The organism is Flavobacterium ammonificans, assembly GCF_020886115.1.
Lineage (GTDB): Bacteria > Bacteroidota > Bacteroidia > Flavobacteriales > Flavobacteriaceae > Flavobacterium > Flavobacterium ammonificans.
Window position 1 is genome coordinate 1,865,910 of the sequence record NZ_AP025185.1, and the last position, 13,343, is coordinate 1,879,252.

The 13,343-nt window shown below is 33.7% G+C and carries 10 protein-coding genes; 6 read left to right on the forward strand and 4 right to left on the reverse strand.

All coding sequences use genetic code 11. From position 1 onward, the window contains the following. Positions 1–27: 27 nt before the first annotated feature. Together LPC20_RS08290 and LPC20_RS08295 are read right to left on the reverse strand one after the other, a co-directional pair. A complete protein-coding gene (locus tag LPC20_RS08290; RefSeq protein WP_229324351.1) occupies positions 28–525 on the reverse strand; it encodes a GNAT family N-acetyltransferase in 498 nt (165 codons plus the stop codon). Then, positions 525–1,751 carry a thioredoxin family protein gene (locus LPC20_RS08295; RefSeq protein ID WP_229324353.1) on the reverse strand — a complete coding sequence of 409 codons (1,227 nt, stop codon included), beginning with the start codon at positions 1,749–1,751 and terminating at the stop codon, positions 525–527. Before LPC20_RS08295 ends, LPC20_RS08290 begins: the two co-directional genes overlap by 1 nt. 135 nt (positions 1,752–1,886) lie before the next feature. On the opposite strand from LPC20_RS08295, the gene menD reads away from it, so the two are divergent. Beyond that, a complete protein-coding gene (gene menD, locus LPC20_RS08300; protein WP_229324355.1) occupies positions 1,887–3,542 on the forward strand; it encodes a 2-succinyl-5-enolpyruvyl-6-hydroxy-3-cyclohexene-1-carboxylic-acid synthase in 1,656 nt (551 codons plus the stop codon). Positions 3,543–3,574: 32 nt separating this feature from the next. On the opposite strand, the gene LPC20_RS08305 is transcribed toward menD, so the two are convergent. Then, positions 3,575–4,927, reverse strand: coding sequence for a M28 family metallopeptidase (locus tag LPC20_RS08305; protein WP_229324357.1), 1,353 nt, complete (start codon positions 4,925–4,927; stop codon positions 3,575–3,577). Positions 4,928–4,977: 50 nt separating this feature from the next. Next, a complete protein-coding gene (locus LPC20_RS08310; protein ID WP_229324359.1) occupies positions 4,978–5,838 on the reverse strand; it encodes an alpha/beta hydrolase in 861 nt (286 codons plus the stop codon). A gap of 184 nt (positions 5,839–6,022) precedes the next feature. Here LPC20_RS08310 and LPC20_RS08315 point away from each other — a divergent pair, with 184 nt between their 5' ends. The 5 genes from LPC20_RS08315 to LPC20_RS08335 all read left to right on the forward strand — a co-directional run bounded on the left by LPC20_RS08315 (position 6,023) and on the right by LPC20_RS08335 (position 13,089). Then, the gene (locus tag LPC20_RS08315) at positions 6,023–6,823 is read left to right on the forward strand and encodes a M48 family metallopeptidase (RefSeq protein ID WP_229324361.1); all 801 of its coding nucleotides are present in this window, start codon (positions 6,023–6,025) and stop codon (positions 6,821–6,823) included. Between the two features lie 132 nt (positions 6,824–6,955). Next, positions 6,956–8,287 carry an MFS transporter gene (locus LPC20_RS08320; protein WP_229324363.1) on the forward strand — a complete coding sequence of 444 codons (1,332 nt, stop codon included), beginning with the start codon at positions 6,956–6,958 and terminating at the stop codon, positions 8,285–8,287. A gap of 121 nt (positions 8,288–8,408) precedes the next feature. Beyond that, positions 8,409–10,862, forward strand: coding sequence for an endopeptidase La (gene lon / locus LPC20_RS08325; RefSeq protein WP_229324365.1), 2,454 nt, complete (start codon positions 8,409–8,411; stop codon positions 10,860–10,862). A 139-nt stretch (positions 10,863–11,001) separates the two neighbouring features. Further along, positions 11,002–11,697, forward strand: coding sequence for a (d)CMP kinase (gene cmk, locus LPC20_RS08330; protein WP_229324366.1), 696 nt, complete (start codon positions 11,002–11,004; stop codon positions 11,695–11,697). A 66-nt stretch (positions 11,698–11,763) separates the two neighbouring features. Then, complete coding sequence (locus LPC20_RS08335) at positions 11,764–13,089, forward strand: nucleoside permease (protein ID WP_229324368.1); 1,326 nt, start codon at positions 11,764–11,766, stop codon at positions 13,087–13,089. Positions 13,090–13,343: the final 254 nt, after the last annotated feature.

A 13,343-nucleotide genomic window follows, 5' to 3' on the forward strand; every position in this document is an offset into this window, starting at 1 on the left:
GGTTAGGCTACAAAGATACGATTGTTTTTATTCTAAAATCAGTTGGACAAAAACGGAATCCAACCAGCGATTGAATTTAAATCCAGATTCTTTAATAATTCCTACCGTTTTAAATCCAAATTGATGATGAAAATCAATGCTATTTTGGTTCTCGGCATCAATTACGCCAATCATAGTATGTAGTCCTTGTTTCTTGGCTAATTGAATTAATTCGGTTAACAATTGTTTGCCAATGCCCAATCCTTTATGGTTATGGCTTACATAAACCGAATGCTCTACTGTAAATTTATAGGCTTCTCTAAAGCGAAATTCAGCATACATTCCGAAACCAACAACTTCACCATTATTTTCAGCAACAATAACCGGAAAACCGCTCTGTAATTTGGCTTCTAAAATAGCTTCTTGTTGTTCTAAAGTACGAATAGTATAATCGTATAAAGCTGTAGCATTCAAAATATTATAATTAATAATATCAAGTATAGCTAAAGCATCTGATTTTTGGTATTTCCTAAGGGTAATTCCCATTATTTTTTAGGTTTAGCAACAGGTTTAGCGATAGCTTTTTTTCGTATCATAAGATCAGCTAGTAATTTATCGGCTTCTTTACCGTCCCATCCCATTGAATCACTATATGCTTTTGCTTTTTTGGTCATTGTAATGGCAACGGGTATGTTGTTTAACTTACGTTGCACTCGAGCTTCAAGCAATAGTCCATCATAAGACTCTTCCAATTCATTAGAATGTTTAATCCAACTTAACGATTGATTCAAACTCGGTGCATCAGATGAATTACGCATCACATTCAATACAATTGATTTGATTTCTTTTGGACTGTTCCAAACGAATTTGTTAATATTGGCGGATGCCACTTTTTTATATTGTGTCCAATCTTTATTAGTTTCATAATGATCTAAATCATATTGAAATAATAACGAATCAATTACTGGTGCTGTAATCATTTTTGCAATTGCACGTTGCTTTGTATAATTAGCAGTATCGTTCGTTTTTACAATTGGTTTTAGCAGTTCAACAACGCTATTGACAAATTTATCATTCACTCTTTTTTGAGAAGTAATAGCCGCAAAGGCTTGTTGATTGGTAATAACAAATTTATATTCTCTCGATTCGATATCAGTAACACCATTGGTAAAGATTTTCCAATTGACTTCATTCACCATTTTATCGTCAGCAACTTTTTCAAAGTAATCATGAGCAATTGGATTCAATTCTTTACGTTCGTTTCCTTTCTTCAAAGCTATTAAATAACGCATCAAAGCGATTCCATTGGTTTTGTCATTTTCATATTCTGCTTTTAGAAAAGGCAATTGCTGTTTAGGGTTTAAGGCTAGTTTTGCTTCCGAAAGAAATTTTTCTTTCTTTAGTTCTCCCGTTAAACGAGCTAATTCAATTCCATTTTCGTCTAAAACAATAAAAGTAGGAAAGGTTTTAACTTTGTATTTTGTTTTAAAATCTTCCGAACCTGGTTTTTCAAAATCCAATCCAGCAAAAATATAATTTGCATTCATATAGTTAATTACCTCAGGATCCTTCAATACGTTTTTCTTGATGTTGTTACAATACACGCACCAATTGGCGTAAATCATGTAAAAAACAGGTTTTTTTTCAACTTTGGAACGCTGAATTACTGACTCTAATCCAGTTTCATCAAAACGAATGGAGTCTTGAGCTTGTGATATGAATACACTAAAAAAAAGAATACAAACAAATAAATACTTTGAGTGGGGCTTCATTTTGAATAAATTTTTATTAGATAACAAATATATTTTCTTTTTTAAAACCATCTAGAAAAATATACCAGAATTTACTAACAGATTAGAATTACAATCGTAAATTTGTTACTTATTCTAATTGAATTACCATTCGTTATGATCTACCCCAAAATACCTTTAGCACAAAGTATCCTTGAGATTTTTTTAGCCAAAGGAATTACTAACATAATTATTTCTCCAGGTTCAAGAAATGCGCCTTTGACTATCGGTTTTGCTTCTAATTCCGCTTTTCAATGTTACAGTATTGCTGATGAGCGTTCTGCTGCTTTTTTTGCACTTGGAATTGCCCAACAAACGAAACAAGCTGTAGCTTTGGTTTGTACCTCAGGATCTGCTTTATTGAATTATTATCCTGCATTTGCGGAAGCCTTTTACAGCCAAATTCCGTTAATCGTTCTCTCTGCCGATCGTCCACAAAGCAAAATTGATATTGGTGACGGACAAACGATTCGTCAGGAAAATGTGTTTGCCAATCATTCTTTGTACAATGCTAATTTAAATGAAGCAGTAAGTAGAGAAAACGATCTAAAAATTAATGAAGCCTTGGATACGGCTTTCGCCCAAAAAGGTCCAGTTCATATCAACGCACCTTTTGAAGAACCATTGTACGAAACCGTTTCGCAACTTGAGGTACAATCATATATTTCCACTTTAAAAGTTGATGCTGCAAAAACACTGGACTTAACTCCATTTGCTGATATTTGGAACCAATCCAGTAAAAAAATGATTCTTGTAGGGGTGAATGATCCCCATGCTATTGATGCTGCTACAATTGATTTTTTAGCTAATGACGAGTCGGTAACGGTTTGGACAGAAACTACTTCGAATCTGCATCATCCTAGTTTTATCACTAACATTGATACTATAATTACGCCTTTTACAACTGAAGATTATGAAAATTTCCAGCCAGAAATACTCATCACTTTTGGCGGAATGGTGGTATCCAAACGCATCAAAGCTTTTTTGCGAAAGTACAAACCGAAACACCATTGGCATATTGATTGCCATAGAGCTTATGATACATTTGGGGCGTTATCACAGCATTTTGAAGTCGAACCGCAAGTATTTTTTAATCAGTTTATTCTATTAACAAAGGGTGTCGAAAGTGATTATTCCAAACGTTTGGCTGCAATTCAATCTATTAGAAAATCCAAACACGAAGCGTATTTGGCTTCCATTCCGTTTTCTGATTTTACAGTATTTGAATCAATTATTCCAAGACTACCTAACAATAGTCAATTACAAATTGGAAATAGTTCTGCCATTCGCTACGCGCAATTGATTCCTATTGATCCTTCCATAGAAGTGTATTGCAACAGAGGTACGAGCGGAATTGATGGTTGCACGTCAACAGCTATTGGTGCTGCTGTAGCCAATAATAAACCAACGATTCTCGTTACAGGAGATATTGGTTTTTTATACGATACTAACGCGCTGTGGAACGATTACATTCCTAATAATTTTAAAATTATTTTAATTAATAATGGAGGAGGAGGTATTTTCAGAATTCTTCCTGGACATCAAGAAACTCCTGTGTTCAATACTTTTTTTGAAACTTCCCATTGCCATACGGCAGAACATTTGGCAAGAATGTATGGATTTAATTATGCTATAGCAAGTGATGCTACTAATTTAGACAAAGCGTTAACCGAATTGTATGCCAATAATGAGCAACCTCAAATACTAGAGGTATTTACACCCACACGGAAAAACGATTCTATTTTATTGAATTATTTTAAAAATTTGGTATAAAAAAAGGAGTTCATTTTTGAACTCCTTTTATTTTATTTAACAGGTATAGGAAAGACAGGTAAACTGGCATGACCTAGCTCATCAACGGATTGTATCGCAAACAAAAAATTATCTTTTGAATACGGAATCGTTGCGGATGTATTTTTTACAAAAATTGTTTTTTCCCAGTGTGAAGCCGAAGTTTCGCGAACTAAGACATTATAACCATAAACAGCTTTCCCTTCGGGAGCAGTCCAAACTAAATCAGAAAAATTAGTTAACTCAGTGACTTTAATACCTACATTTTTTGGTGCTTTTGGCGACCAAGCTAAATTACTTAAGGTAGCCAAGTTAGAAGCGGTTACTTTTCGCATGTATTCAAAATCCATGAATTCAGGTAAATCGCCAAATTGAGTTCCATTTTCTAAACGAACATCTTGGTGTTGGTGATCGTAGTTTTCATTCATTTCGCAAAAGCGAATGGCTGTGAATCCGTTTTGAGAAAATGGTGTGTGATCTCCACCACGTAAAAAGCGGTCGTTTCGGTACACTAAATTGATATTTAATTGGTCAACGTATTGATTGGTTGTTGTCTTAATATAACGTGCTAACAATCGTGAAGGACTGTCATTTTCACGATTGGTTGATTTTCTTACTTTGGCTTCAGCCTCAGTTTCAAGATATGGAATGGCTTCGCTAAAAACGCGCACATTAATATTGTCACGTAATCCGGTTCCGTTAGACAAACTATTACCAATCATGTCATTATTCAACATAGCAATAATATTCCAATTTTCAGCCTTGGCTTTTTCAGCCAAATGCCTAGCGCCATAGAGACCTTGTTCTTCACCAACTACAGCAACGAAAATAATGGTAAATGGGAATGATCTTTTGCTCATAATTCGGCTTATTTCCATTACCGCCGCTACGCCGGATCCATCATCATTAGCACCTGGAGCATCAATTTTAGAATCCATTACATCAGAGGCACGCGAATCCAAATGTCCACTTATAATTAGCACACGATTATCAGTTGGATCAGTTCCTTTTAAAGTTGCCATTACATTTCCTAACTGACTGTCAACTGCAATTCGTCTACCATCGGCTTTAATGGTAAAATAATCTATTTCAGCCGTCAATCTTCCATTGGAATCTTTAGCATATTTATCAAATTCTGCTTTCACCCAACGTTGTGCAGCTCCAATTCCACGGGTAGTACTTTTGGTATCACTCAAAGTATGTCGTGTGCCAAAAGAAACTAATTTACGAACTGTGGATTCCATGTTGGAGGCACTAATTTCGCTTACCATTTTTGAAATCTCTGCATCGCTAACAGTGGTTTGCGAATAGCTATTTTGCGTAATCAATCCCAAAAAGAGTGCGCAAACAATAGAAGTAATTTTCATATATTCAAGTATTTGTATTTTCAAATTTAGTAAAAGAGATTGAATAAATTTTATTTTATAAATTCAATTATCTTATGAATCACATTGGCATCGCCCAATATTTTTCGATGACCTAATCCTTTTGTGATCATCAATTCACCGTTTTTTACATGCTGATGAATATTTATTCCAGCTTTTACAGGCACTTCATAATCATTCTCATCATGAACGACTAAAATAGGTTTTTCAATTGCTTCTGCTGCTTTGAAAGCGGAATAATTATCCATTGCTTCATTGTATTTGTTTTCAAAGTGAGCTCTTAATTTTAAACCGATTACTGGCTTTAATTGTAATTTTTTAATAAAATCATCAATAATATCGTGAACAATATCACCGCTACCAATAACAATAATTTTGTCAGTTTTAAATCCTGATTTTGCTGCGTTGAGTACTGCCATTCCGCCTAGGGAGTGACCAATAGCCACTTCAAATGGGCCATATTGCTTTTCTAATTCAAAAATAGAAGCAATAAATTCCAACATGATACTAGAATTTCCAGGTGATTTTCCATGAGCAGGCGCATCAAAACTTACTGTTGCATAACCTTCTTTAAGCAAAGCATCTGCAATTTTAAAAAGTTGCGTTCCACGTCCTGACCAACCGTGAACTAAAAGTACTTTTTTATCACTTTTGCCATATTGATATACCATTATGGATTTATTAATCGAGGGAACAGGAATCAATTGTTGAATACTATTGGTATCCATTTCCAATTCACGTTTTGGAATTCTGTGTTTAATTGGTGTGGTGAATAATTTAGCAGCATATAAAACTACTGCCTTGGTTGAAATTAGGTATAAAAACTGTCCAGTTTTTATAATAAATTTAGGGATTGGTAAAGGATCTAGTTTTTTATTTTTCTTCTTAGTCATGATTCATTTTTGTGAGTTCTAAAGTAGTTGTTTTTTCAATAACAATTGACTTTTTTAAGTTTAAATTGGTAATTTTTCGATTTAGATTGTAGTAAAATAGCGACTAACATTTTTTCAATTACCATTGTAAATAATGTAATTTTGTATTTCTTAAATCTTTAAAAAATGAAAAAACGTTTATTTATTGGATTTGCTGTATGTAATCCTAGTTTTAGTTTCTTGTAAAACGAATCCGTTAACAGGAAAATCTACCTTGAATTTTGTTTCTAATTCTGAACTATTTCCTTCTTCTTTCCAACAATATGGAACATTCTTAAAGGAAAATAAAGTAGTAAATGGTACTACTGAAGCTAAATTAGTAGAAAATGTGGGTGTTAAAATTAAGTTGGCTGCTGAGAAGTATTTGAATTATTTAGGGCAAAACCAATACTTAAAGGACTATGCATGGGAATATAAACTAGTCGAAAATGAACAAGTAAATGCTTGGTGTATGCCTGGCGGAAAGATTGTTGTCTATTCGGGGATTTTGCCAGTAACATTAAATGAAGCTGGTTTAGCTACAGTTATGGGGCATGAAGTATCTCATGCGTTAGCCAATCATGGTGCACAGCGAATGAGTGCTGCTAAATTACAACAACTCGGAGCAGTTGGAGTTACTTTGGCAACAGCGAAACAAGGTAAAGCCAAACAAAATCAATGGTTAGAGTATTACGGAATAGGTTCTCAAGTAGGAGGAATGCTGCCTTTTAGCAGAAGTCACGAGAGTGAAGCAGATAAAATTGGTTTAGCTCTTATGGCAATTGCAGGATATGATGTAGAAGAATCAGTTTTGTTTTGGGGGAGAATGGCTGCAAAATCTTCCGGAAAATCACAGCCCGAATTTATGAGTACGCATCCCTCTGATGCAACTCGAATTGCCAATTTAAAAGTATTAATCCCAGAAGCTAAAGCAATAGCGTTGAAAGTTGGCATTATTTCAAATTAAATTCCAGATGCACTTTATGTATCTAAGGCTATTTTTATGAATAGCCTTTTTTGATAAAATGAGGTGAAATAGAATAGTTTTCTATTTAGTGACAAAAAAATAAATAAATTAGCCACTTAAACTAAACTGATTATGCCAAATTTACAAAAAGGAGATACTAAATTATTGAATGCTTGGGCTTTTTACGATTGGGCGAATTCGGTGTACTCTCTTGTGATTTCTTCAGCGGTATTTCCAATATTTTTCGAAGCACTTTTTACAGATCGCAGTCATTATATTATGATGTTTGGGTATTCTCTTAAGAATTCGGCCTTAATAAGTTTTGTAACTGCTTTTGCTTTTTTGGTGGTTGCCTTTGTTTCCCCTTTGCTTTCAGGTATTTCAGATTATGTAGGAAACAAAAAATCATTTATGAAGTTTTTCTGCTACTTAGGTGCTTTATCATGTATTGGTTTGTATTGGTTTAGCCTTGAAAGTATTTATATCAGTTTAGTATTTTACTTTTTAGGATTGGTAGGCTTTTGGGGAAGTTGGGTTTTTTATAATTCGTATCTTCCAGACATTGCCTATGCGAATCAACAAGATGCAATCAGTGCTAAAGGTTTTTCATATGGCTATGTTGGCAGCGTAATTTTGTTAATCGTTAATTTAGGAATGATTATGATGCCAGATGCATTTGGGATAACAGGAACTAAGGGAGAAGCCGCTATGAAAGCGATGCGATATTCTTTTGTTATGGTTGGCGTATGGTGGATTTTGTTTAGTCAATATACCTATTATTATTTACCAAAAGGGAATAAGATTGTAGCCAGTAGTATAAAGAAACATATCATCTTTAATGGGTTCAAAGAACTGAAAAAAGTTTGGTTATTATTGGCAGACAATTCCCCATTAAAGAAATATCTTGGCAGTTTTTTTGTGTATAGTATGGCAGTACAAACGGTAATGTTGATTGCTACTTATTTTGGTGCGCAAGAAATTCAATGGGCATCACAAAGTGAAAGTACTACAGGATTAATTATTTGTATTCTTTTGATACAATTGGTTGCTATTGTCGGAGCAACATTTACTTCTAAAGCTTCAAAAAAGTACGGTAATATCCCTACTTTGATTGCTATTAATGGGTTTTGGATTGTTCTTTGTGTTTTGGCTTATTTTATTTATTTACCAATTCATTTTTATGTAATGGCTTCTTTAGTAGGTTTAGTGATGGGAGGAATTCAAGCTTTGTCTCGATCTACGTATTCTAAATTATTACCTGAAACTGAGGATACAGCTTCCTTTTTTAGTTTTTACGATGTAGCTGAGAAAATTGGAATTGTTATTGGAATGTGTGTTTATGGAATTATAGACCAAATTACTGGAAGTCCGAGATTTGCTATTGTTTTTTTAGGTATCTTCTTTGTAATTGGTTTGCTATTATTAAAGCGTGTTCCAAAAACAGCTGCTTTATCAACTAAATAATCAATTGTACTTTTTGGCACAAAGATTGACCTACTTATCCTCGGTTATGAAAAAGCTACGTCTCGTAGTTTTTATCTATTGAATTTCGAAAAATTAATGACAAAACGACTTATTATACTTTATGTCAAATCATAAAATACTTACCATTGACAATCTGTCACTTCAAGAATTTGATTCGGAGGCAGAATTAATTCCATTATTGACGCCAGAAGATGAAGAGGAAATGAACAACGAACTCTTGCCTGATTCACTGCCAATTTTGCCTTTGCGAAATATGGTCTTGTTTCCAGGCGTTGTTATTCCAATTACTGCCGGACGTGACAAGTCTATTAAATTAATCAATGATGCCAATGCGTCTGGGAAGAATATTGGTGTTGTTGCACAGAAAAATGAAGAAGACGAAGATCCAACCAAAGATGATATTCACACTGTAGGAACTGTAGCTCGAATTCTTAGAGTGCTAAAAATGCCTGATGGCAACATTACTATTATACTCCAAGGAAAAAAGCGTTTCGAAATTGCAGAAGTAGTTTCGGAAGAACCCTATATTACTGCTAAAGTAAAAGAAGTTCCTGAAAAACGTCCTAAAAAGAACGATACCGAATTCAATGCGATTATTGATTCACTAAAAGAATTAGCAGTTAAGATTATACAAGAAAGCCCTAATTTACCTAGCGAAGCGACTTTTGCTATTAAGAATATTGAAAGCAAATCGTTTTTGGTCAATTTTGTTTCATCCAATATGAACCTTTCGGTAAAAGAGAAACAAGATTTATTAAAAATCAATGATCTTAAAGACCGTGCTTTAGAAACTTTACGTTTTATGAACGTAGAGTTGCAAAAATTGGAATTGAAAAATGACATTCAGTCTAAAGTGCGTTTTGATTTAGACCAACAACAACGTGAATATTTTCTTCACCAACAAATGAAAACCATTCAAGAAGAATTGGGTGGTGTTTCGCATGAAGAGGAGTTTGACGAAATGAGTCAGCGCGCAAAAACTAAAAAATGGGACGAAACAACGCAAAAGCACTTTGAAAAAGAATTGTCAAAATTGCGTAGAATGAATCCGCAAGCGCCTGACTTTAGTATCCAAAGAAACTATTTGGATTTGTTTTTGGATTTGCCTTGGAATGAGTTTTCCGAAGATAATTTCGATTTAAAACGCGCGCAAAAAATTCTGGATCGCGATCACTTTGGTCTAGAAGAAGTAAAGAAAAGAATGATTGAACATTTGGCAGTGTTGAAATTGCGAAATGATATGAAGTCTCCCATTATATGTTTAACAGGACCTCCAGGTGTAGGTAAAACTTCCATTGGACGTTCTATTGCTGAGGCGTTGGGTAGAAAATATGTTCGAATTTCTTTAGGCGGATTGCGTGATGAGGCTGAAATTAGAGGGCATAGAAAAACATACATTGGGGCTTTGCCTGGTCGAATTATTCAAAGTTTGAAAAAAGCGGGAACCTCTAATCCAGTTTTTGTTTTGGACGAAATAGATAAGCTTTCCAATAGCCATAGTGGAGATCCTTCTTCTGCCTTGTTAGAAGTTTTGGATCCTGAGCAAAACAATTCATTTTACGATAATTTCCTTGAAATGGGATACGATTTATCTAAAGTAATGTTTATAGCTACTTCTAATAATATGGCTACCATTCAACCTGCTTTACGAGACAGAATGGAAGTGATTAAAATGTCGGGATACACTATTGAAGAGAAAGTAGAAATTGCTCGTCAGCATTTGTTTCCAAGACAATTGAGAGAACACGGACTGACTTCGAAAGAGTTGACAATTGGAAAAAAACAATTAGAAAAAATTGTAGAGGGTTATACGCGTGAGTCTGGTGTTCGTGGTTTAGAAAATAAATTAGCACAAGTGATCCGAAATGCAGCAAAATCTGTTGCAATGGAGGAGGAGTACAATAAAAAAGTAACTGATGAAGACATTTTAAAAGTATTAGGAGTTCCAAGATTGGAAAGAGACAAATACGAAAGTAATGATGTAGCAGGAGTGGTTACAGGATTAGCTTGGACAAGTGTTGGTGGCGATATTTTATTTATCGAATCCTTACTTTCTCCAGGAAAAGGAACCATGACTATTACTGGAAATTTAGGTACAGTAATGAAGGAATCAGCTACAATTGCTTTGGAATTTATTAAAGCCAATGCGCAAGCCTTAGGACTTAATTCGGATATTCTAAATAAATTCAATATTCATTTGCACGTTCCAGAAGGAGCTACCCCAAAAGACGGGCCAAGTGCCGGAATTGCAATGTTAACTTCTTTAGTTTCCTTATTTTCTCAAAAAAGGGTTAAGAAAAATTTAGCTATGACAGGAGAAATAACATTAAGAGGAAAGGTATTGCCTGTGGGCGGAATAAAAGAGAAAATATTAGCTGCAAAAAGAGCGAATATTAAGGAAATTATTTTGTGTCACGAAAACAAAAGGGATATAGACGAAATCAAACCGGAATATCTGGATGGTCTTACTTTTCATTATGTGAAGGAGATGAGCGAAGTATTGCAAATAGCAATAACCGATCAGAAAGTTAAAAACGCTAAAAAATTAGATTAAAACTATTCTTTTCAAAATAAACAATTCCAAATTTCAAACTGATTATTTTTCAGTTTTGGAGTTTGGAATTTTTCATTTATTGTATTTATAATTTTATCTTCGCAACGCAAGATTTTAATAGCAACATAAATTTACCATTTTGACTAAAAAAATAACAATAGCGATTGACGGATTTTCATCTACTGGAAAAAGTACTTTGGCAAAGCAACTGGCAAAGCACTTAGGTTATATCTATGTAGATACAGGAGCAATGTACCGAGCCGTAGCATTTTTTGCTATGCAAAATAATTTAATTTCATCTGATTCTTTTAATAAGGTGGAGTTAGTTAATCAATTAAAAGACATAATTTTAGAATTTAAATTTAATACGGATTTAGGTTTTGCAGAAATGTACTTGAATGGAGACAATGTAGAAAAAGCTATCCGTACAATTGAAGTTTCTGGTTTTGTAAGTAAAGTGGCCGAAGTATCTGAGGTTCGCGCTAAATTAGTGGAACAGCAGCAAGAAATGGGAAAAAACAAAGCGATTGTTATGGATGGTCGAGATATTGGTACGGTTGTATTTCCAGATGCTGAATTAAAAGTATTTATGACTGCAAGTGCCAGTACCCGTGCACAACGTCGCTATGATGAATTACTGCAAAAAGGTGATGTAGTGACTTACGAAGAAGTATTAAAAAACGTCGAAGAACGCGACTATATTGACACACATCGCGAGGATTCTCCATTAGTAATGGCTTCAGATGCTGTAGAAATCGATAATTCGTATTTAAATAGAGAAGAACAGTTTCAAGCTGTTTTGGATTTAGTAAACAACATAATTAAAGAAGATTAATTTTTTGCGTATTTCTTTTTTAATATTAGATTTACAAACTATTTACCACAAAAACATAAATCAATTATGAGTATAAAATTTAGATTGACGGTCATGAGCTTTTTACAGTTCTTTGTTTGGGGAGCTTGGTTGATCACAATTGGAACCTATTGTTTTAATGCTAAAGGTTGGACAGGTGCTGAGTTTGGAGCTATTTTTTCTACTCTAGGGCTTTCTTCTTTATTTATGCCTGCCATAACCGGAATTATTGCTGACAAATGGTTGAATGCCGAAAAATTATATGGGATTCTTCATATTTTGTATGGAATTATATTGATTTATGTGCCAAAAGTAGATGATCCCAATGTATTATATTATGTGATTTTCGGAGCTATGATTTGTTACATGCCGACGATTTCGTTGTCTAATTCAATAGCATATACCATACTTAAAAATAATAAATATGACGTGGTAAAAGTTTTTCCACCTATTCGTGTTTGGGGAACTATTGGTTTTATTGCTGCGATGTGGTTAACCAATATTTTTAGTTCGCCAAATCCACCAAGTTTCATTCATGATTTTGGATTGAGTGTCGGTAATGGAATCGCTAGTTTATTAGACAGTCCGGTTACGGCAAATCAATTTTATTTTGCTGCATTTTTCGCAATTGTATTAGGGATTTATTCATTCACTTTGCCCCAATGTCCACCACAACGATTGATTTCAAAAGACGCTTCTTTTACAGAGCAATTAGGATTAAATGCATTTAAATTATTTTCTAATTCAAAAATGGCTTTATTCTTATTGTTTTCTATGTTTTTAGGTGCTGCTTTGCAATTAACTAATATGTATGGTGATGCTTATCTCAATGATTTTAAAAACTTTCCAGAATACAAAGATTCAATTGTAGTTAGTTCTTCAACCATTATCATGTCAATTTCTCAAATTTCTGAAACGGTGTTTATTTTGGCAATTCCATTTTTCTTAAAACGATTTGGAATTAAACAAGTTATGTTGTTTTCAATGATTGCTTGGGTTTTGCGGTTTGGGTTGTTTGCATACGGAGATCCGGCTGAAGGACTTTGGATGATCATTGTATCTTGTATAGTATACGGAATGGCATTTGATTTTTTCAATATTTCAGGTTCATTATTTGTAGAAACTACAACTGATTCTTCAATTCGATCTTCTGCACAAGGCTTATTTATGATGATGACCAATGGTGTAGGTGCTTTTTTAGGAAGTTATGTAAGTGGTTTAGTGATTGACAATTATTATACTCAAAACGGAATTAAAGATTGGCATAACATCTGGATTGCTTTTTCTATTTATTCTTTAATTATTGGTTTAACATTTGCTATTTTCTTTAAACACAAACACAATCCAGCTGAACTAGAACAAGTAGAACATTAAACGTTAAGTTTCTAGATAGTATATAAACCAAGATTTATTCTTGTTTTTTTTATGCTTATTTACCAAATTAGTAAGATGGTTTTGATACAATTATTAGTTAAATGCTATTTGTTCTGATTGTCAGTGAATTAATGATTTGTTTTCTATTAAAATAAATTTGATAATTGTATAAAGTTGTATTACCTTTGCCCACCTTTAGGTGAATAAGGATTTCCTCTAGGTATCAATTAATTATACAAACAACTTCTGTTGTT